Source organism: Nonomuraea sp. B208 (assembly GCF_057536035.1).
In genome coordinates this window covers 928,409-949,167 of the sequence record NZ_BAAJOU010000021.1, presented here as the reverse complement: position 1 = coordinate 949,167, position 20,759 = coordinate 928,409, and the positions used below count along the sequence as shown (strand labels likewise).

The following is a 20,759-nucleotide window of genomic DNA, read 5'->3' as shown; positions in this document are numbered from 1 at the left end:
GATGGCCAGGTCGGCGACGGGCACGGCGCGGCCGCGTGGGTTGCCGGCCGGCTCACCGTGCATGCCTAGGGACTCCAGGTGCACGTCGGACAGGCCCGCGTCCTCCGCCGGCTCATGCCCGGCACCGCCGGGCGGACTCAGCCGGCGATGGCGGCGCGGCGGAACAGGTCTGCGGGCATTTCCTCGTCGAGTCGCCACGTGATGCCCATCGGCCGCTCGCCGCGGTGCTCCACGTAGTGGGCCTTGCCGTGGAAGACGTACGCCTCGGGGTGGCCGAGGTCGTTCTTCTTGCGCTCGCGGGTGAAGAGCAGCACGTGGCTGCCCTCGGCCGCGTGGTTCTGGTAGCGGCGGCCCGTGGCCGAGGTGGCGCTGGTCCGGTTCTGGGATTCCCAGTGGAACAGGCGCGAGGTCAGGGCGTAGTCGTGGTACATCGTCTGCGGTGAGAACTCCTTCTCGTTCTTGCGCAGGGTGACCAGCAGGGCGTCGCACCGGGTCGCGGGGCTCCAGGCGACGCCTTCGCGCGCGTTCGAGGGCACCTGGCCGTTCAGCGAGGCCCAGCCGATCGCGGCGAGCACCTCCTCGGAGGAGTAGGAGGCGTTGACCGCCAGCGGCACGCCGTCGAGCTCCACCGGCTTGGCCACATACCGCGGCCGGTCGACGCCGTAGGCGAGCACCTGCCTGAGCTCGTCGCACAGCGCCGTCTCGCCGCGCAGGCGGTCCAGCGCCTCGTCGTAAGAGGCGAATCCGCCCCCATCGCGCCAGAACGAGAAGAACAGCATCCGGGCGAAGGTCTGGTCGGACGGCGACAGCGACGCGTAGCGCGGGCCGTCAGGCTGCAACAGACGGGCGTAGGCATCGCCGCGGGTCCGGTCGTTCACGTGCAGCAACGCGCGGACGCGGCGCCCCAGCTGTTCTTCCAGCAGGGAGCCAGGCCCAGGCAACAGGCCGGTACGGCGCAGCAGCGAGGTCCAGCTGCGATCGTTGCGGTAAAGGTCGCTGATGTCGCGTCCGCTCTCCTCCAGATAGCTGATCAGCGACAGCTCGCCGACGGAGCGGATCTCCTGCGACAGCGTGTTCACCGTCACCCCGAGCTGGACCTTGAGGTCGGCCAGCAGCCGCTCCTTGGTCACCCGGTCCAGCACGATCTGGCTGCCCGACGGCAGCAGCGGGAAGTCTTCCTTGACCTGCGTGTCCAGCCGGCCCCTGGAGAACCCGGTCAGCGCCTGGAACCGGTTGGCGAACCGGTACTCCTTGCGGTGCTGCCCGACGAAGTCGAGCACGGTCAGCACGTCCTTGTCCGGCGTACGGCGGAGCCCGCGCCCGAGCTGCTGCAGGAAGATCGTGGCGCTCTCGGTGGGCCGCAGCATGAGCAGGGTGTCGACGTCGGGCACGTCCAGGCCCTCGTTGAACAGGTCCACCGCGAACAGGAACCTGATCTTCCCGTCCGCGAGCGCCCGGAGCGCGGCCTTGCGGGTGCCGTCCTCCGTCGAGCCGTCCACCGCCTGCGAGGGCAGCCCGTGGCGGGTGAAGAAGTCGGCCATGTAGCGCGCGTGCCGTACCGAGACGCAGAAGCCCAGCCCGCGCGTGGTCTCCAGGTTGCCGACCTTGTCGCGTACCGCGTTGAACACCAGCCGGGCGCGCGCGTCGTCGCCGGTGAAGACGTTGTCGAGAGCTGCGGCGTCGTAGGAGCCGCGCGCCCATTTCACCCCGGACAGGTCGGTGCCGTCGTTGATGCCGAAATAGTGGAACGGGCACAGCAGATCGGCGTCCAGCGCGTCCCACAACCGCAGCTCGGAGGCGATCCGCCGGTCGAAGAACGCGTCCTGCACCCAGGTGCCGTCCGACCGCTCCGGCGTCGCGGTCAGGCCGAGCAGTTCTCGGGGACTGAGGTGGTCGATGATCTGCCGGTACGTCGGCGCCGCGGCGTGGTGGAACTCGTCGATCACCACGACGTCGAAGTGCTCGGAGTCGAACTCCGTGATCCGCCGGGTGAGCGACTGCACGCTCGCGAACACGTGTCGCCAGTGCCGCGACTTCTCCTCCCCCACGTGCAGTTCGCCGAAGTCCGGGGCCGCGAGCACCTGCCGGTACGTACGCATCGCCTGGGCCAGGATCTCCCGCCGATGCGCCACGAACAGCAACGACGGCCGCAGGCCCAGCCGCTGCTGCAGGTTGCGGTAGTCGAAGGCGGCCACGACGGTCTTGCCGGTGCCGGTCGCGGCGACCAGCAGGTTGCGGTGCCGGTCGTGGACGGTGCGCTCGCGGTCGAGGTCGGCCAGCATCTCGCGCTGGTGATCGAAGGGATGCGGCACCAGCTCGGGGATGTCGAACAGCTGCTTGCCCACCTGTGAGCGGGCCAGCGCCTCGTCCAGGCGGCCGGCGTCGGTCGCGGGGTCGTACGGCTCGAACTGGGACCGGTTCCAATAGGAGTCGAACGTCGCCTCGAACTTGTCCAGCAGCCGCGCGGTGGTCACCGACGACAGTCGAACGTTCCACTCCAGCCCGTCCAGCAGGGCCGCGCGGGACAGGTTGGAGCTGCCGACGTAGGCGGTGTCGAAGCCGGTACGGCGGCGCAGCAGCCAGGCCTTGGCGTGCAGCCGGGTGGAGTTGCGCTCGTAACTGATCTTCACCTCGGCGCCGAAGTCGTTGACGAGACGGTCGAGCGCTCGCCGTTCCGTCGCGCCCATGTACGTCGTCGTGATCACCCGCAGCGGCACGTTCCGGCGCCGCAGCTCGGCCAGCGGCTTCTCCAGGATGCGCAGTCCCGACCACTTCACGAACGCGCACAGCAGGTCCACCCGGTCGGCGCTCTCCAGCTCGGCCGCCAGTTCGTGCGCCAGGTTCGGGTCCTCGCGGGCGTTGGTCAGCAGGGCGGCCTCCGCCAGCGAGGTCAGAGGGCGACGCGGAGCGGCCTGTCCGGGAACGTCCTTGACGATCGACAGGAGCTGGTTCGGCCCCTCCGCGACCGTCTCCGGCTCGGCGAGCTGCGCCAGCAGCCGGTTGGCCAGGGCCACCTGCTGGTCGGGGCGCCCCTTCAGCTCGGCGAAGGCCCTCGCCGCAGTCTCGCCGACGAAGCGGGCGAGCAGATGGGGGACCTCCTCGGCGTCGATCTTGGACACCTCGACCAGATGACCGGTTCGCCGCCAGGTGTCGATCTTGGCTTCGAGCGTGCCGCTGAGCAGGGAGTCGTAGAGACCCGGGATCGGAGCGTCGGTCATGTCAGGCCCTCGGAGACATAGGAAGATCACATGTCTAGCCGATGCCTGCTGAGGGCGGCAAGGGGTCCTTGGGCGGCGGGAAAATGGTTTGCCTCGGGTGGTGGGCTCGGGGAAATGTGGTGTTCATGAGGCTCTGACGGACAACACCCCCCTTTTTTCGAGATGCCGCGGCGCGTACTCGGCGCCGTGATGCCGCATGCCCATCCCCCTTGTTCAGCGAAGCGAGAAGAGCGTCTTTGTCTCAGCACCCCTCCCCCAAGGCCACGGTCGCCGTGTTCGCCTCCCCCACGAGCTGGATCGAATCCGATGCCGTCGCTCAGTGCCATCAGGTGGCCGCGCTCGACGGGATGAGGCACGTCGCCGGCATGCCCGACCTGCACCCCGGCAAGGGTGCGCCCATCGGGGCGGCCATGCTGTCGGCCGTCCTCTATCCGTTCCTGGTGGGGTCCGACATCGGTTGCGGGATCGCGGTGTTCCCCATCAAGCTCAGGCGCGTCGTGCCCGAGAGGCTGGCCGCGCGGTTCCCCGATCTCGATCGGGTGCCGGACGCCGACGATCCCGCCTGGGATGTGGTGAAGGGTGACATTCCAGCCGGTTACGTGGAAGGGCTCGGGACGGTCGGCCGGGGCAACCACTTCGTGGAGCTGGCGCGGATCGGGACGGTTTTCGAGCCGGAGCACGCGAGCCTGCTCGGGCTCGACGCCGGGGACCTGGTGCTCGTCGTCCACAGCGGCTCCCGGGGGCTGGGTGAGCGGATTCTGCGGGCGCACACCGAGGTGCACGGCGCGGGGCCCGCGCCTGATCCCGCTTCTTATCTGGCGCTGCACGACGACGCCGTACGGTGGGGGGCGCTCAACCGGCGGTTGCTGGCCGCGCGCGTGGCCCACGCCCTGGGGGCCGAGCCCACCGAGCCGATCGTCGACCAGTGCCACAACCTGGTCGAGGTACGCGACGGGCTCTACCTGCACCGGAAGGGGGCGGCGCCGGGTGACGGGCGTGACGTGCTCATCGCCGGTACGCGCGGCACCCCGTCCTACCTCGTCGCCGGGCACGCCGGGGCGGACGCCGGGCACTCTGTGGCCCATGGCGCGGGCCGCAAGATGTCGCGGGCGGACGCCCTGCGCCGGGGGCGGGCCAAGCACACGGTGGAGGAGCTGCGGCGTACGCCGGTGGGGTCGGTGGTGGTGTGCGGGGACCGGCAGTTGCTGTTCGAGGAGGCGCCGACGGCGTACAAGCGGATCGAGCAGGTGATCGCCGACCTCGTCGCCCACGGTCTGGCCACGCCGGTGGCCACCACGGTCCCGCTGGTGACGTACAAGACGGCCGAAGTCGGCAAGGGGCGGCGGGGGCGTTCGTGAGCGTGCATCTGCTGCTGTCGGCCGGGCGTGGCCCGCAGGAGTGCGCGTGGGCGCTGGCCCGGCTGCTGCGTCGGCTGGAGGTGGACGCCAAGCGGCACGGCCTGGAGACCCACCGGGCCGACACCGTTCCCGGGGAGCGGGCCGGCACCTATCGGTCGGTTCTCGTCCGGATCTCCGGGGCGGGCGTCGAGGAGTTCGCCGCCTCGTGGACCGGGACGTTGTGCTGGCAGGCCCCCAGCCCGTACCGGGCCGGCGCCGGGCGCAAGAACTGGTACGTCACCGCCCAGCCGTGCCAGGTCGACGCCCCGCGTACGGCGTTCAGTGAGGCGGACGTCGACATCGTCGCCTGCCGTACCGGCGGGCCCGGTGGCCAGCATCGGAACAAGGCCAGCACGGCGGTGCGGGCGACCCACCGGCCCACCGGGATCGTCGTCGTGGTCGACACCGAGCGGCAGTTCGGCCTCAACCGGCGCATCGCCCTGCGGCTGCTGCGGGAGCGGATCGAGCAGGGTGACGAGGCGGTGGAGCGCGCCGTCACCGCCGCCCGCCGCCGCGTCCACGACGAGCTCGTACGCGGCGACCCCGTACGCGTCGAACGCCCCGAGGGCGCTTAGCGTTGCGGGCCGTCCCAGGACCAGCGGGGGATGCGTAAACCCTCCGGCACGTCGGCCGCGGACTCCGGATAGCGGGACATGGTCGTGGTGGTGGCCCAGGCGAAGTAGTCGTACAGGACCTGACGGAGCGGCTCGCCCTCGGCCAGCCCCACGTCGTCGAGAGCCTGGTCGAAACAGGCGATCGCGCGGCGGTCCATCTCCTCGTGCTCGCCGTTGCCGCTGTGGAGGCGCACGACGGACGTCTCGTCGCCGTACTGGCCGGAGTAGGCGGCCGGGCCGCCGAGCGCCTCGGCCCAGTAGGCGGCCAGCCGCTCGCTGTGCCGCGGGTGGAAGCCATGGCTGAAGGCATGGCCGACCACCTCGTCCGCCATCACGCGGACATGCCACGCTTCGGCGAGGCGGAGCAGGCCCTCGTCGCCGCCCGCGGCGGCGTACACGGTCTCCATGACCCGAGGATGCCAGGGCCGACCGACAATTCGCGGCCCCGTCGAGAGTCAGGCGCGGGCCGGTGGGCGGAAGACCTGGCGGCTGTGCCAGGTGATGTGGTCCTGTTCGAGCGTGTCGAGGCCGGCCTGGGGCTCGCGGGCGGGGCGGCCCGCCAGGGAGAGGACCAGGTCTCGGGAGGACTGCGAGCGGCCGGCGTACCTGGCCGACACGGTGATCGTGTGCTCCGTGGTCAGGCCGAGGACGCCCTTGTCGAATAGTTTGTGGTGGATCGCGCACAGGCACAGGCCGTTCGCGACGTCGTCGGGGCCGTCGAAGGCCCACCAGCGTACGTGCGCCGCGTCCAGGCCGACCACCATGCCGTCCAGCCAGCCCTCGTAGGAGCAGAAGGCGCAGCGGTACTCGTACGCCATGAGCACCCGGTCGCGGAAGGCGGGGTCGCGGCGTACGGCGGGTCTCGCGGCCGGAGCGGTGGCGGTTTCGAGGTCCAGGCCGGTCAGCAGGCACAGGTCCTGGTGCAGGGACGGGGCGAAGTTGGCGTCCAGGAGGTGGCGGGCGATCCGCCCCAGCAGGCCGGGCTCCTCCGCCAGGGCGCGGGCCAGGTCGGGGTGGAGGCGGCCGGCGGCCTCGCTGTCGCGCAGGCGGCGCAGCTCGGGGCCCGGGCTGCCGGGACCGTGGCGGGTGTCGACCAGCCAGAGGCCGTCGGTCGTCAGGTGGTGGAACGGGTAGCCGGGGCTGGTGTCGCGGGGCGGGCCGTACTCCTTGAGCAGTTGTTTGAGCTCGGCCTCGGCGGCGCTGAACGGGATGGGCCGGTTGCCGTCACGCTGGAAGCGGCCGAGGGCGTACAGCAGGAGGAGCGGCTTGTGCGGGGCGCGCTCGCCGCCCCTGGTCCAGCGCTTGATCCCGGCGATCCGCTCGATCCAGTCCACGGTGGGCCAGTGTAAAGCGATTCCCCCCTCACTGCGTGGTGCGGAGCGTCCGGAGTGCTCGTTCGCACACGGCATGCCAAACGTCCGCTCCTCGAATGCGGACCAGCACGCTGGCGACCACTTTCTCGTCACATGAGCTTCCGTGCCATGAGCACTTTCCCTGGATCGCCCGTGGCCCTCCCGTGTGGTAGCGGGGGTCGAAGTCGTGCACCTCCACCAGCCGGGACCTCATGGTGGCCGCAGGCCGGTGGCGGTGCTCCTCAAGACGTGCCCGCGCCCGTTCCCGCGATCCCCGCTCCAGATCTCGGACGTCTCGGGCCGGCTTCGCGTGGGCGCGGTTGCGGACCAGGGTCAGCCGGCCTGCGGTGTTGCGGTCACGCTTCTGCGGCAGCGGACGTCCCTTGGCCCGCATCGCGGCGCGTACGTGGGTGTAGATGGTGTCCAGGTCCAGCAGGGGTCCTCGCCCCTGGATGCCGTCCTGGAAGATCCTCAGCAGTTCGGCGGTGAAGGCGGTGTGCGGCTCGCCCACGGGCGCGAGGGCCTTCTGGTTCTCCGCCGTCGCGGCGAGCACGTAGGTGCCCTCGGTGCCGGCCTCGTCGATGGCGGCCGTGACGGGGTCGGACATCGTGCCCAGTGCCCGCCCGCTGTGGCAGCAGTCGAGGATGACGATCCTGCGGGTCGCGCGGCTCTCCAGCAGAGCGTCCCTGACGTGGGCGTAGGAGACGGCTGTGTACGGGCGCTGCGCGTCGGATCCCTTCAGTGCCAGGTGCAGCTCCCCGCGCCGGGGATCGGTCAGCCCGTGGCCCGCGTAGTAGAAGACCAGGGTGTCGGTGGCCTCGTCGGCCGCCCGCACCACGGGATCCAGCAGGTCCGCGCCGGTCACCGGATCGGCCACGATGGTCACGTGATCGGCGGGGAGCCCCCAGACCTCCTCGGCGGTCAGGACGTCGGCGAGGGACAGGAGGTTGTCCTCCACCGACGCGAGGGCAGGGAGGAAGTCGTAGTGCGCCGTCCCGATCAGCACGACCCTGGAGAGGGCGGGATCCGGGACCCTGCTCATGACCGCTTGGCTTCGAGCGCTCGGACGATCTTCTCGACCGTCTCGGGATCGCCGTCCGTCAGGACGATCTTCGTCCCGTCGTGCTCGATGGTGACGGACGGTTTCGCCGGTCGTGTGGCACGCCAGGCGACATAGGCGAGCGCGAAGTTGAGCGCCTCGAAACCGCTGTCGACGATCAGCTCGATCACGTCCAGCGCGGTGCCCATCTCCCCGTCCTGGACGGGAGGTCCGCCCAGTCTGACGCGCGCGTGCCTGCGCACCTCCGGGTCGTCCAGCAGCCATTGGCGAAGGGACTGTAACTCCTGCTCAGAATGATCGCCGTCGAAGCGCATGCGGATGGACATCCTGACCCTCCTCCACGTCATGACCACATTACTCACCGGATCGGCGTACGAGGGCGGTTCCACCACAGGGAGAGGGACAGGGCCGTGACGACGAGGAGGGCGCCGCCGCCGGCGAAGAACGGGGCCGTGTCCACCCGCTCGCGGATCACCTGGAAGGAGCCGGGCAGCGAGTCGAGGGCGTCCTGGAGCTGGTCGGCGTTCTCGGCGCGGTGGTACGCGCCGCCGGTCGTCCTGGCGATCTCCTTGAGTGCGGGCTCGTCGATCGAGCGGATGTTGCGGCCGCCCCGGTCGAAGCCGCCCCGGCCGCCGCCCCAGCCGCCGAAGCCGCCGAAGCCGCGGCCGTCGAACTGGGAGTTCTCGCAGACCATCGGGGCCGGGGTCGTGGTGCCGAAGCCGATGGGGAAGACGCGCACCCGGCGCAGCGCCGCCTCCTCGGCCGCGGTCTTCGGGTCGACGCCCTGGGTGTTGGCGCCGTCGGTGAGCACGACGATCGCGGCGCTCGCGTAGCCCGAGTCCGCGCCGCCCCCGGCGGCGGCGTTCGCGCCCGTGGGCGGGACCGACGGGTCGACCTCGGCGATCGCGTCGATCGAGGCGAGCATGGCCTGGCCGATCGCGGTGCCGCGGGCGACGGTGAGGCCGTCCAGCGCCTCGATCAGCTCGTCGGTGTCGTCGGTGGGCGGCACGAGCAGGCCCGCCGAGCCGGCGAAGGTGACCAGGCCGATCCGGGGCCCGCCCCGCTGCGACTCGATGAAATCCGCGGCGGCCTTGCGGGCGGCGGTGAGGCGGTTGGGGTCGACGTCCGTGGCGCACATGGAGCCGGAGGTGTCCAGGGCGAGCATGATCGTCGCCGACCTCATCGGCACGGCCACCGACGCCTGCGGGCGCGCGGCGCCGACGGCGAGCAGCACGAGCCCGGCCACGAACAGCGCCGGCGGGATCCGCCGGGTCCAGCGCGTACGTCCGGGCAGCGCGGCCCGTACGAGCGCGATCGAGGTGACCCGCACCGCGGCCCGCCGCCGGCGGCGCAGCGCCCACCACCGGATCGCGAAGATCAGCGGCACGACCAGGACCGACAGCAGCGCCCACGGCCACGAGAACGTCATTCAGATCACCCGCCCCGACCGGAACACGGTGAGCGCCGCTCCCCCGGTGAGCAGCGCGAGGGCGAGCCCGATCAGCCCGCCGGCGAGCGGCAGCGGCTCGTCCGAGACGGTGACCCGCAGGTCGATCGTGTCGGCGATGCCGTCGAGCCGCGCGGCGTCGGAGGCGGGGTGGTAGGCCCCGCCCGTGGTCTCCGCGATCCAGGTCAGGACGTCCTCCTCCAGCGCGGTGTGCAGGCGGTAGCCGTCCACGCTCACCGTCGCCCCGGCCGTGGTGCCGACCCCGACGGTGTGGATGTGGACGCCCGCCTTCTGGGCCGTCTCGGCGGCGCGTTCGATGTCGCCGCCCCGGTTCTGGCCGTCGGTGAACATCACGATCGTGGCCGACGGCCAGTAGCCGAGGTCGGGGATGTCGGCGTCGGGGTCGAGGGGCACCTGCTTGCCGGTGATCGCCGTGAGCGAGGCCCTGATGGCGGTCCCGAGCGCGGTGCCGCCGGTGACCTTCAGCCGGTCGACGGCCTTGAGCGCGACGGAGTGGTCGGCGTCGGGGCGGGCGGTGGTGCGCGCGCCCTGTTCGAAGGTGACCACGCCGATGTCGACGCTGTCCGGCTGGGCCTCGATGAACGCGCGGGCCGCCCGCTGCGCCGCGGCCAGCCGGTTGGGTGCGACGTCGTCGGCGCCCATGCTGCTGGAGACGTCCATGGCGAGGATGACGGTGCCCGCGGTGCGCGGGACCGGCACCATGGCCGCCGGTCCGGCGGCGGCGACCGCGAGCACGCCGACGCCGGCGATCGTCAGGCCGGTCCCGAGTGACGCCCGCCGGCCGCCGGGCATCGTGACGCCGGCCGCGGCGAGCGCCCTCGTCCTGCGGCGGCCCAGGACGACGGCCGCCCAGACCAGCGCGGCCGTGACGAGCAGCCCGGCGACCAGCAGAAGGGGGGAGGAGAGCGTCATGGTTCCCCGTCCCGGGTCATGGCTTCCGCCCCGCGTCGGATTCCGTCCCCGGTCATGGCTTCCTGCCCCCGGTGCCGACGACGACCTCGACCAGCGCCTCGCCCAGGTCGCGGTCCGTGTCGACGCGGTGGACGGGCACCCGGGCCCGGCGCATGCCCGCCGCGAGCCGGGCCTCGCGGTCGTCGACCGCCTCGCGCAGGCGCGCCCGCAGCAGCGGGTCGGCCGAGTCGACGACGAGCTGCTCGCCGGTCTCGGCGTCCTCGACCACGATCAGCCCGGCCTCGGGCAGCACGTCGTCGGCGGCGTCCACGATCCGCAGGGCGACCACCTCGTGCCGGCGGGCCAGGCGTTGCAGCGAGCGTTCCCAGTCGCCGTCGCCGATGAAGTCCGACAGCACGACGACGAGCGCGCGGCGGCGGGCGAGCCGCCCGGCCGCGTCCAGCATCTCAGCCAGGTCGGTCGTGGCGCCGCCAGAGGCGCCGCCGGACGCCGAGGAGGCGGTGCGCTCCAGCTCGGCGGCGATCCGCAGCGCGTGCCGCCGGGACGTGCCGGGCGGCACGACCCGCAGCATCCCGGTGTCGTACAGCAGCGCGCCGACCCGGTTGCCGCCCCTGCCGAACAGCCGGGCGAGGACCAGCGCCAGCTCGGCGAGCACGTCGTGCTTGCCGCGCCCCGGCCGGCCCGCCGCCATGGACGCCGACCGGTCGAGCACGAGCCACACGGTCAGCTCGCGGTCCTCGGTGAACACCCGCAGGTGCGGCTCGTCCAGCCGGGCGGTGACGTTCCAGTCGATGTGGCGGGCGTCGTCGCCCTCGGTGTACGCCCGCAGCCCCGTGAAGTCGATGCCGGAGCCGCGGTGCGCGGTGCGGTGGGCGCCCTGGAGCCGGCCGTCCAGCCTGCGGACGACCTTCCACTCCAGGCGGAGCAGGAGTCTCTCGGGGGCGGTGGCCATGGCGTCAGCGGTTCTGGAGTACGACGTCGGGCGCGCGGACGGCCCCGAGCACCCTGGTGATGATCGTGTCGGAGTCCACGTCGTCGGCCAGGGCCTCGTACGACAGCACGAGCCGGTGGCGCAGCACGTCGAGCGCGAGCTCCGACAGGTCGTGCGGCAGCACGTAGTCGCGCCCGCGCAGGAACGCCAGCGCCCGCGCGCCCGTGACGAGCGCGATCGACGCCCGGGGGCTCGCGCCGTGGGTGACGTAGTGCTCCAGCTCGCCGAGCCCGGCCATGGCCGGGGAGCGGGTCGCGGCGACCAGCCGTACGGCGTAGTCGACGACGGCCGGATCGACGTACACCTGCCTGGCCCGCTCGCGCATCGCCATCAGGTCCTCGGTCGTCACCATCGGCTGCGGCGGCTCCGGCGGGCGCAGCGCCCGCTGGACGATCGCCTGCTCCTCGGGCTGCGTCGGGTAGTCCACGACGACCTTCATCATGAACCGGTCGACCTGGGCCTCGGGCAGCGGGTACGTCCCCTCCGACTCGATCGGGTTCTCCGTCGCCATGACCAGGAACGGCTCAGGCACCCGGAACGTCTCCCGCCCGATCGTCACCTGGTGCTCCTGCATGACCTCCAGCAGGGCGCTCTGCACCTTGGCCGGGGCGCGGTTGATCTCGTCGGCCAGCAGCAGGTTCGCGAACACGGGGCCGAGCTCCGTCCTGAACTCCCCCGAGTGCTGGTGGTAGACCCGGGTGCCGACGAGGTCGGCGGGCACCAGGTCGGGGGTGAACTGCACGCGCTGGAACTTGCCGGCGATCGCGGCGGCCAGCGACCGTACGGCGAGCGTCTTGGCCAGGCCGGGCACGCCCTCCACCAGCAGGTGACCGTCGGCGATCAGCGCGACGGCCATGCGCTCAAGCAGCAGGTCCTGGCCGACGATCGTGCGTTTGACCTCGTACAGCACCTGTTCGAGCGGGTGGCCGTGGCCCGGTCCCGGGGGTTTCGTCATGCGGAGTTCCTTCTCGTCGGTTCAGATGGCGCCGGTGGGATCGCCGTCCCCCTCATCGCCCAGGGCCGCTCCGATGGGAACGGCGAACGCGATCCCGGCGAACGCCTCGTCGCCTCCGGGGTCGGCGATGGACACGACGACGCCGACGACCAGGCCGCGGGCGTCCAGCAGGGGGCCGCCGGAGCTGCCCGGGTTGACGGAGGCGTCGAACTGGATGAGCCCCTTCAGGTCGCTCCCCTTGACGGCCCCGCCGGTGGTGCGGTTGAGCCCGGACACGACGCCGGTGGAGACGCTGTAGGTCAGGCCGAGCGGGTTGCCGATCGCCACCACGGGAGCGCCGACCTCCACGCCGCCGCCGAGCGTGGCGGGGACGACGATCTCGGGCAGCTTCGCGGGCTTGAGCGTGGCGACGTCCCTCTCGGGGGCGGAGGACGCGACGGCGGCCTTCGCCTTGGTGCCGTCGGCGAAGGTCACGGTGACGTCCGCGCCGCCGTCGCCGGCCGCGCCCTTGACGACGTGGTACGCGGTCAGGATCGTGCCGTCCTCGGCGGCGATCACGCCGGTGCCGAGCGAATCGCCCGACCGGATGACCACCACGGAGGGCCCGACCCGCTCGAAGACGTCGGGCACCGTGAGCGACGCGCTCGGCGTCGGCGTCGGGGTCGGCCGGGGCGCGGCCTCCTCGCCGCTCCCCCCGCCGCCGCCCAGCCAGTACGCCAGCACCGCGACGACGACGAGCAGGCCGCCTGAGGCGGCGTACCGCCGAGCCCTCCCGGCCCCGGCTCCCCCGCCCTCGGCCGCACCAGCCTCCTGCGGCACGTGCTCCATCGCTCCATCGTCATAAAAGTCCGCTCAAAGTGCCACAAACTTCACCTGAGAACTCCATGAGAACCGCTCACGGCCGAGACGCTGACTAAAGTGGCGGGGTGGCAGGTGAGCAAGCCGGCGCTCGGGTGGACAGCTGGATCTGGTCCGTACGCCTGACCAAGACCCGGTCGGTCGCGTCCGACGCCTGCCGGGGCGGTCACGTCCGGGTCAACGGGGTGCGCGTCAAGCCCGCGCACGTCGTCCGGGTCGGCGACGAGGTCCGGCTGCGGCACGACGGGCGCGAACGGATCGTGGTCGTCTCGAAGATCATCACCAAGCGCGTCGGCGCGCCCGTGGCCGCCGAGTGCTACGTCGACAAGAGCCCGCCGCCCCCGCCGCGCGAGCAGGCCGGGCCGGTGGCCGTACGCGACCGGGGCGCGGGCCGCCCCACCAAGCGCGAGCGCCGCAGCATCGAGAAGCTGTTCGGCCGCCGCGACCGGCCGCGATGAGACCGGTCAGCGGAAGGGGATGTTGACCCACGGGCTGTTCGGGTCGCTCGTCAGGACCCGGTGCGCGTGGAGCATGTCCCCGTACCAGTCGCCGAACTCCTCCTCGTCGAAGTGGAGGCAGCGCCCGAGGACGTACGCGGCCGAGAAGTCCTCCCACGACCGGTAGGAGATCCGGCTGAGCTGCCCGGCGCGCAGGACCGCCCGCTCGGCCTCCGCCAGGTCGCAGTAGCGGGCGCCGAGCCCCCAGCGGGCCATCTTCGAGGCGCGCCCGTAGTCCCATGCCTCCACCGAGTGGACGAACCCGTTCTCAGGGAGGAGCCCGTCGGCGCGGAAGCGGGACTCGTACCGGGTGATCCGGCCGATGAGCCGCTGCGCCCCCGCGACCTGGGCCTCCGTCTCGGCGTCGGTGCCGCCCGCCGGGAGGCTCCGCAGGACGCGGGCGGTCACCTCGCGCCAGTGGGCGACCTCCACCAGGCCGCCGAAGTCGCGGGCGAGAGCGCTGCGCACCTGCAGGACCGTCCCCCAGAACGGGCTGCTCATCCGCGAGTCGAGCAGCGCCTCGACGGCGCTCGACCACTCCTCACGGCTGGTGATCCCCCACCATTCCTTGAGCCGCTTCCGCTCGCGGACGTAGCCGGTGCCGTGCCAGCCCATCGCGTTCCAGAGCGAGGCGTTGGCCACGCACAGCAGGGCCCCGCAGGCGAGGCCGTGGGCGACCGGGCCGTGCAGCGGGCCGCCGATCCACAGCGTGCGCAGCGCGTTCCTGCGGGGGTAGGTGGCGCGTTCGGCGTGCCGGCGCCACACCGCCCGGTGCTCGGCGGTCGCGGGGAAGTACCCCTCGCAGGGGCTGCCCGGGTTGACGCACAGCCACTCGTCGTCCTGGGGCCAGTCCTTGGCGAGCTCCCCCAGGTCGTCCTGGAAGAAGACCGGGTCGGGCGCCGGCGCCGGCAGCATCCCCGCCGTGTGGAAGACCAGGACCTTGGTGCCGGGCCGCGCGCCCCAGGGCGTGGGGGTGTAGCTGACCCAGCCGGGCCGGGAGTCCGCCGTGGCGCGCGGCATCGCGTGGTAGAGGTCGGCGGTGGCGAGGACGTCGAAGTACGCGGCCCAGTCGCCGCGCGTCCTGGCCGCGTACAGGCCGGCTTCGACGTCCGTGGGCGGACGCCACCCGGGGACAGGTGGCGCCGCCGCACCGGGGCCCATGCCGTTCCACGTCTCCACGCCCCGTGATGTTAGCCCCCCGGCGGGGTGGCGAGGAGCTCCGCCAGGTGCTCGGCGATGGCCGCGATCGTGGGCTGCTGCCACAGGAGGGTCGCGGGCAGCCGGCGGCCGAAACGCTGCTCCAGACGCCGCCTGACCATGACCGTCATCACCGAGTCCAGCCCCTGCTCCACCAGCGGGCGGCGGACCGCCAGGTCCTCCTGGTCGAGCCGCATCACGGCCGCGATCTCCGCGCGGACCTCGGCCTGGACGCGCTCGCGCAGGTCCTCGGCGGACAGGCCGGCGAACGACTCGGCGGCCTCCCCCAGCTCGTCCTCGGCCGCCGCGGGCGCGTCGATCACCGGGTAGCGGAGCCCGGACAACCGTCCCACCACGCGACCGTCGGCGTCGGCGATCAGCGCCTGCACCGTGTCCTCGCCCGCCGGATCGACGGCGGCCTCGATGATCACGGTCTCCGGCGGCGCGCCGGTCAGCGCCACCTCGTCGATGTGCACGACCATGCGCAGCATCGGGTCGCCGGGGAACACGCACGGGGCGACGGACATCACCGCGTCCATCGCCGCCGCCCAGGTCTCGCCGGCCGTCCGTACGGTCGCCCGCAGCACCCCGTCACCGCTCAGCAGCGTGTCGATCGTCCAGTCGAAGCCCGTGGAAGGGACGCCGACGGCGGCCAGCCGCTGATGGACGTACCCGGGGTCGATCGAGGCGAGACCGGCCGCGTCCGGCAGGGTCCCGGAGTGCGCAGGGGCGGGGCCGCCGACGGACGCCGTGACGTGGACCAGCCAGTTCGGCTCCGGCTCGCCGGGCCCTGCGGGCGTGCGCGAGGCGAGCCTGATCGCGGGCGGCTCATGCACGACCTGGACCTGCCGCCGTCCCGAGGTCATCAGCGGGTGCGTCATCTCCACGTCGGTGAGCACGGGCAACTCGCCGGCCGCGTCCAGGAACGTGGTGACCAGCACGGCGGCGGGCACGATCTCGACCCCGCCGACGGCGTGGCTGCCGGGGTAGGGCCGGTTGGCGTCCTCCAGTACGGTCCGCCACATCCTGGCCTGGCTGCCCGCGAGGCTCGTCCCCGCGCCGAGCAGGGTGTGGGAGCCCACGTCGTGGCCGCGGTTCTCGGCGGACCCGGCGGCGGGGTCGCGCCAGTGGCGGCGGCGCTGCCAGGCGTACGGCGGCAGCGGGGCGAGGCCGCCGTCCGGCTGCAGCCGGCTCCAGTCCACCTCGACGCCGGCGCAGTGCGCGCTGCCGAGCGCGGCGAGCAAGGCCGCGCGTTCCGGCTGGTTCCTGCGCAGTGAGATGCCGACGAACACGTCCTCGTGCCCGGTCTCCGCGAGCGTCTCGGTCAGGGAGTGCGCGACCACGGGGTGCGGGGAGATCTCCAGGAACGCGCGGTAGCCGTCCTCGGCGGCGGCCGTCGCGGCCGCGGCCAGGCGTACCGGGTCGCGCAGGTTCGCCGCCCAGTACGCGGAGTCGAGCACGGGCGTGGACCGGGGGTCGGCCAGCGCGGTCGTGTACATCGGGATGCGGGGCGCGCCGAAGGGCAGGCCGGCGGTGACCTCGGCCAGCTCGGCGGCCAGCGGCTCCATCTGCGGGCTGTGGAAGGCGACGTCCGAGTCGACCCGGCGGACCATGATGCCCTCGGCCGGCCACTCCTGCACCACCTCCTCGACCGCCGCGACGTCGCCGGAGAGCACGGTCGAGCCGGGCGCGGAGGCGATCGCGGCCACCAGGTCGCTCCGCCCGGCCAGCCGGTCGGCCGCCTCCTCGAACGACAGCCCCACCATGGCCATGGCCCCCTTGCCCTCGGCCCGGCGCAGCAGCAGGGAGCGGCGGCAGATCAGCCGCGCGCCGTCGGCGACGCTCATCGCGCCGGCGGTCACCGCCGCCGCGATCTCGCCGACGGAGTGGCCGATGACGGCCGCCGGGGTCACCCCGTGGGCGGTCCAGAGCCTGGCCAGGCCGAGCTGCATCACGAAGATCATGGTCTGGACGCGGTCGATCCCGTCCAGCTCGCCCTCGGCCAGCACCTTGCGGGGGGAGAAGCCGATCTCCTCGGCGAAGATCGGCTCGACCTCGTCCACCAGGGCCGCGAACTCCGGCTCGCCGGCCAGCAGCTCCCGTCCCATGCCGCGCCACTGGCAGCCCTGCCCGGCGAACACCCACACCGGCCCCGGGCCCGGCTCGGGCAGCACGTCCCCGGTGAGCACGGCCTCGGCCGGCAGGTCCCAGGAGAGCCTGCGCAGCCCGTCCGCCAGCTCGTGCCGGTCGGCCGCGAGCACCACGGCCCGGCGGGCCAGGTGGGTACGGCGCCGCGCCAGCGTGTGCCCCGCCGAGGCCAGGTCGAGCCCGTCGCCGTTGAGCCGCTCGGCCAGCGTGCCGGCGTACTGCCGCAGGGCGGCCCCCGACGCGGCCGACAGCGGGAACACGCGCAGCCCCGTCCCCTCGCCGCGCGGCGTCTCGGGGGCCGGCGGCGCCTGTTCGAGCACGATGTGCGCGACCGTGCCGCCGTAGCCGAAGCTGGAGACGCCGGCCCGGCTGGGGTGGCCGCGATCGGGCCAGGCCGACCGTTTCGTCACGATCTGCAGCCCCGAGGTCTCCCACGGGATGGCCGGGTTCGGGGTGGCCAGCACGCTCGGGGGGATCTCCCTGCGGTCGAGGGCGAGCACCGCCTTGATGACGCCGGCGATGCCCGCGGCCCCTTCGAGGTGGCCGATGTTGGACTTGACCGAGCCGATGAGGCACGGGTCGTCGGCCCTGCGCCCCGCGCCGTAGACGGCGCTCAGCGCCTCCGCCTCCTGCGGGTCGCCCAGCCGGGTGCCGGTGCCGTGCGCCTCGATGTAGTCGAGCGTGCCCGGCGCGACGCCCGCCTGCCGGCAGGCCCGGCGCATGACGTGCTCCTGGGCCTCCCCGCACGGGGCCATGATGCCGTTGGTGTGCCCGTCCTGGTTCACGGCGCTGCCGATGACCAGCGCGAGGATGCGGTCCCCGTCGCGCCGCGCGTCGGAGAGCCGCTTGAGCACGACCACGCCGCAGCCCTCGCCGCGTCCGTAGCCGTCGGCCGCGGCGTCGAACGACTTCGACCGCCCGTCGGGGGCCAGCGCTCCGGCCGCGCCGAGCGTCACGGTCTGCCCCGGCGTCACCAGCAGGTTCACCCCGCCGGCGACGGCGACGTCGCTCTCGCCGAGCCGCAGGCTCTGCGAGGCCAGGTGGAGCGCGACCAGCGACGCCGAGCACGCGGTGTCCACGGCCATGCTGGGCCCGCGCAGGTCGAGGGAGTAGGAGACGCGGTTGGCGACGGCGCAGGTGGCGGCGCCGATCCCGGTCCACGCCTCGATCCGGGGCACGTCCTCCAGCAGCATGCCGCCGTAGTCGGCGGTGCAGACGCCGACGAACACCCCGGCGTCGGTGCCGGCCAGCTCGTGCGGCGGCAGGCCGGCGTGCTCCAGCGCCTCCCACGCGGTCTCCATGAGGATGCGCTGCTGCGGGTCCATCAGCTCGGCCTCGCGCGGCGACAGGCCGAAGAACTCCGCGTCGAAGCCCTCGATGTCGCGCAGGAAACTGCCGTGCCGTACGGCGTCCCGCAGCGCGGCGGCGTGCTCGGGCCCGCGGTCCTCGTACGGGCGCCAGCGCTCGGCGGGCAGCGGGGCGGTGGTGTTGCGGCCGGCGCACAGCAGGTCCCAGAACTCGTCCGGTGAGTCGGCGCCGCCGGGGAAGCGGCAGCCGATCCCGATGACCGCCACCGGTTCGGCCTGGACCCCGCTCGGACTGTCGGCCATCGCGTTCTTTTCCCTTCGCTGACTGCGGATCAGGACCATGAGGGCTTGCCGAGGATCTGGATCACGGCGCTGGAGACGGTGACGCCCGGTCCGGTGCCGAGCATCAGCAGGTGGTCGCCGGGGCCCAGCTCCCCGGTCAGGAGCAGCCGGTCGAGGGCGAGGACCTGGTCGCTGGCGCCGCAGTGGCCGATGGTGCGGCCGTAGTCCCAGGTGGAACGGGACATCGGCAGGTCCAGAGCGGCCATGCAGCGCTGCTCGACGATCTCCTCGGAGTAGTTCATGAAGGCCACCCTGGCGAGGTCGCGGGCCTCGACGCCGCTCTCGGCCAGCGTGCGCTCGACGACCTCCATCAGCGCCCGCTGGATCTTGAACAGCGCCGCCGTGCTCTCGCCCTTCGGCATGACCTGCTGCCGGAACTGCTGGTTCCGCGTCTCGAAGCTCATCCGGCGGCCGACGGTGACGCCGGGCGGGAACAGCGGCTCGGTGCCCCGGTGCAGCTCCTCGGCCTCGGGCACGGTGACCGTGCAGACCGCCGCGAGGCGGGCGAAACCCTCCTCCTTGGTGAGGACGAGCGCGCTGGCGGCGTCGCCGCCGATGTAGCCGGGGCCCATCCGCCACCGGTCCATCAGCGGGGTGCCGTAGTTGTCGGCGGCCACCAGCAGCGCGGCCTGCCGGCCCGGCGCGGCGGCGAGGTGGCTCGCGGCGAGGTCCAGGGCGAGGAACATGCCGTTGCAGCCCTGCCGGATCTCGGTGGCGAGCACGTCGCCGCCGACCAGGTGGCGTTGCAGGTAGGAGTGCGGCGGCCAGCCGTCCGGGCCCTGGTGCCAGGTGGAGGCGTACAGCAGGAGGTCGAGGTCGGCCGGTGCGCGGCCGCTGCGCTTCAGCGCGCTGCGCGCCGCGTGCAGGGCCATCTCGGGGGCCGGCAGGTCACCGGCGACGGCCGCCCCGGCCAGGTTGTGCAGCTCGGCCTCGTCGGCCGGGTACCAGCCCTTCTGCACGGCCTTCTCGACGCTGACGATCGTGCGGGGGACGAAGGCGCCCACGCCGCTGATGTAGGTGTCCGTCCACTGCATGACTCTGCCCTCGTTCGCTCGGGACGGCTAGCCGATCTTCGCCGACTCGAGTTCCCTGATCAGCGCGACGATGGTCGCGACGTCCTTGAAGTTGTCGGGGTCGAGCTTGGCGGCCGGGACGGGGACGCCGAGCTCGCGCCGGATGAAGTTGAGCAGCCGCGCCGTACGCAGGGAGTCGAGCAGCCCCGACAGCAGGAGCGGGGTCGTCTCGTCGACCTCCAGCTCGACGTCGTCGGGCACCAGGTTCTCCTGGACGAACGCCACCAGGCGGTCGCTGAGCTGGTCGGCGGTCACGCGCGCGCCCCTTCCTTCGTCACGGGGGCGGGGGCGAGCACGCGGAACGCGGCCGCGGCCACGGACGTCCCCGAGCCGAACCCGACCATGAGCAGATGGTCGCCGGGCACGAGCCCGCCGGTCGCCAGCAGGTGCTCGAAGGCGATGAACTGGTCGACCGCGCCGCAGTGCCCGACGCGCCGGCCGTAGTCCCAGGTCGTCTGGTCGATGTCGATGCCGAGCCAGGACATCTGCCCGTCCAGGTCCTCGCGGCGGCCGTGCGGGAAGGCCACCTTCGTGATGTCGGACAGCTCGATGCCGGCCTCGTCCAGGGTCTGCTCGACCTGCTGCATCATCGTCTTCTGGATGGTCAGGTGGATCCCGGTGCCCCGGTCCTTGAGCAGCCGCTGGCGGAACTCCTCGTGCCGGTCGCCGAAGCTCAGCCCCCGCCCGACGGTGGCGTCCGGCGGGAAGAGCGGGTAGGCGCCGTCGTTGACCGCGTCGGCCTCGGGGATCGTGGTCGCGTTCACCGCGAGGAGCTCGGCCATGCCGTAGTCCTTGCCGAGGACGAGCGCGCACGCGGCGTCGCCGATCAGCGCGCCGGGCGTCATCCGCCAGCGGTCCACCAGCGGGGTCCCGTGGTTGTCGGCGGAGACCACCAGCGCGGTCTCCCTGCCGGGGTCGGCCCGCAGGTAGCTCGCGGCCAGCTCCAGCGAGCTGATCATGCCGACGCAGCCGCTGCGGATCTCGTACGCGGGGACGGCGCCGCCGAGGAGGTGCATCTGCAGGTAGTGCTGGGGCTGCCAGCCGTTCGGGCCCTGGTGCCAGACCGACGGGTAGAGCAGCAGGTCGAGGTCCTTGGGCGATGACTCGTTCCAGCGCTCGTACGCGTCGAGGACCGCGCGGCGCGCCATCTCGGGGGCGGGCGTGTCGCCGGCGACCGCCGCGCCGAGCTGTCCGAAACGCTCGGCCTCGTCGGGTGGGTACAGTCCCTCCTCGACCGCCTGCTCGACGCTCACGCTGTCCGGCACGAAGACGCCGAGGCTCCGGACGAACATGTCAGATGTACGCACACATCCCCTAACTGATCGACGGGCACCACGAAGAACGGCGTCTCAAGGGGACGCCGGCGAAGC

General features: G+C 72.9%; 18 protein-coding genes. 3 read left to right on the top strand and 15 right to left on the bottom strand.

Annotated features, from left to right (window positions below; genetic code table 11):
* Positions 1-137: 137 nt before the first annotated feature.
* Complete coding sequence (locus tag AC27IY_RS21465; RefSeq protein WP_487178976.1) at positions 138-3,218, bottom strand: DEAD/DEAH box helicase; 3,081 nt, start codon at positions 3,216-3,218, stop codon at positions 138-140.
* Between the two features lie 236 nt (positions 3,219-3,454).
* On the opposite strand from AC27IY_RS21465, the gene AC27IY_RS21460 reads away from it, so the two are divergent.
* Together AC27IY_RS21460 and prfH are read left to right on the top strand one after the other, a co-directional pair.
* Entirely contained in the window at positions 3,455-4,576 is a 1,122-nt protein-coding gene (locus tag AC27IY_RS21460) for an RNA ligase RtcB family protein (protein WP_487178975.1), read from the top strand.
* Positions 4,573-5,190: a peptide chain release factor H gene (prfH, locus tag AC27IY_RS21455; RefSeq protein ID WP_371249734.1), complete on the top strand. Its 618-nt coding sequence runs from the start codon at positions 4,573-4,575 to the stop codon at positions 5,188-5,190. Before AC27IY_RS21460 ends, prfH begins: the two co-directional genes overlap by 4 nt.
* Here prfH and AC27IY_RS21450 read toward each other — a convergent pair.
* Genes AC27IY_RS21450 through AC27IY_RS21410 form a run of 9 tightly spaced genes read right to left on the bottom strand, consistent with a single transcriptional unit; the run spans position 5,187 to position 12,795 of the window.
* The gene (locus AC27IY_RS21450) at positions 5,187-5,636 is read right to left on the bottom strand and encodes a group II truncated hemoglobin (RefSeq protein WP_423476925.1); all 450 of its coding nucleotides are present in this window, start codon (positions 5,634-5,636) and stop codon (positions 5,187-5,189) included. The genes prfH and AC27IY_RS21450 overlap by 4 nt on opposite strands.
* Positions 5,637-5,684: 48 nt before the next feature.
* Positions 5,685-6,563 carry a phosphorothioated DNA-binding restriction endonuclease gene (locus AC27IY_RS21445; protein WP_449950730.1) on the bottom strand — a complete coding sequence of 293 codons (879 nt, stop codon included), beginning with the start codon at positions 6,561-6,563 and terminating at the stop codon, positions 5,685-5,687.
* A gap of 28 nt (positions 6,564-6,591) precedes the next feature.
* A complete protein-coding gene (locus tag AC27IY_RS21440) occupies positions 6,592-7,623 on the bottom strand; it encodes a caspase family protein (RefSeq protein WP_487178974.1) in 1,032 nt (343 codons plus the stop codon).
* Positions 7,620-7,967 (bottom strand): effector-associated constant component EACC1, encoded by a 348-nt coding sequence (locus AC27IY_RS21435; protein ID WP_487178973.1) that lies wholly within the window; start codon positions 7,965-7,967, stop codon positions 7,620-7,622. The genes AC27IY_RS21440 and AC27IY_RS21435 overlap by 4 nt, the downstream gene beginning before the upstream one ends.
* A 32-nt stretch (positions 7,968-7,999) precedes the next feature.
* On the bottom strand, positions 8,000-9,070 hold the full coding sequence (locus AC27IY_RS21430) for a VWA domain-containing protein (RefSeq protein WP_487178972.1): 1,071 nt from the start codon (positions 9,068-9,070) through the stop codon (positions 8,000-8,002).
* A complete protein-coding gene (locus AC27IY_RS21425; protein WP_344211345.1) occupies positions 9,071-10,021 on the bottom strand; it encodes a vWA domain-containing protein in 951 nt (316 codons plus the stop codon).
* A 52-nt stretch (positions 10,022-10,073) separates the two neighbouring features.
* Positions 10,074-10,973 carry a DUF58 domain-containing protein gene (locus AC27IY_RS21420; protein WP_487178971.1) on the bottom strand — a complete coding sequence of 300 codons (900 nt, stop codon included), beginning with the start codon at positions 10,971-10,973 and terminating at the stop codon, positions 10,074-10,076.
* 4 nt (positions 10,974-10,977) lie between these two features.
* Positions 10,978-11,967, bottom strand: coding sequence for an AAA family ATPase (locus AC27IY_RS21415; RefSeq protein ID WP_487178970.1), 990 nt, complete (start codon positions 11,965-11,967; stop codon positions 10,978-10,980).
* A 21-nt stretch (positions 11,968-11,988) separates the two neighbouring features.
* On the bottom strand, positions 11,989-12,795 hold the full coding sequence (locus AC27IY_RS21410) for a S1C family serine protease (protein WP_423476920.1): 807 nt from the start codon (positions 12,793-12,795) through the stop codon (positions 11,989-11,991).
* A gap of 98 nt (positions 12,796-12,893) precedes the next feature.
* Between AC27IY_RS21410 and AC27IY_RS21405 the strand changes: the two genes are divergently transcribed.
* Entirely contained in the window at positions 12,894-13,283 is a 390-nt protein-coding gene (locus AC27IY_RS21405; RefSeq protein ID WP_364455440.1) for an RNA-binding S4 domain-containing protein, read from the top strand.
* Positions 13,284-13,289: 6 nt separating this feature from the next.
* Here the strand turns inward: AC27IY_RS21405 and AC27IY_RS21400 are convergent, their stop codons facing one another.
* From AC27IY_RS21400 to AC27IY_RS21380, 5 genes are read right to left on the bottom strand one after another with little or no spacing between them, the layout of a single operon-like run.
* Entirely contained in the window at positions 13,290-14,501 is a 1,212-nt protein-coding gene (locus AC27IY_RS21400) for a DUF1266 domain-containing protein (protein ID WP_487178969.1), read from the bottom strand.
* Between the two features lie 11 nt (positions 14,502-14,512).
* On the bottom strand, positions 14,513-18,277 hold the full coding sequence (locus AC27IY_RS21395) for a type I polyketide synthase (RefSeq protein WP_487178968.1): 3,765 nt from the start codon (positions 18,275-18,277) through the stop codon (positions 14,513-14,515).
* A gap of 29 nt (positions 18,278-18,306) precedes the next feature.
* Positions 18,307-19,350, bottom strand: coding sequence for a ketoacyl-ACP synthase III family protein (locus tag AC27IY_RS21390; RefSeq protein ID WP_344211359.1), 1,044 nt, complete (start codon positions 19,348-19,350; stop codon positions 18,307-18,309).
* Between the two features lie 27 nt (positions 19,351-19,377).
* Positions 19,378-19,644 (bottom strand): phosphopantetheine-binding protein, encoded by a 267-nt coding sequence (locus tag AC27IY_RS21385; protein WP_423452322.1) that lies wholly within the window; start codon positions 19,642-19,644, stop codon positions 19,378-19,380.
* Positions 19,641-20,681 (bottom strand): ketoacyl-ACP synthase III family protein, encoded by a 1,041-nt coding sequence (locus AC27IY_RS21380; protein ID WP_487178967.1) that lies wholly within the window; start codon positions 20,679-20,681, stop codon positions 19,641-19,643. Before AC27IY_RS21380 ends, AC27IY_RS21385 begins: the two co-directional genes overlap by 4 nt.
* Between the last annotated feature and the right edge of the window lie 78 nt (positions 20,682-20,759).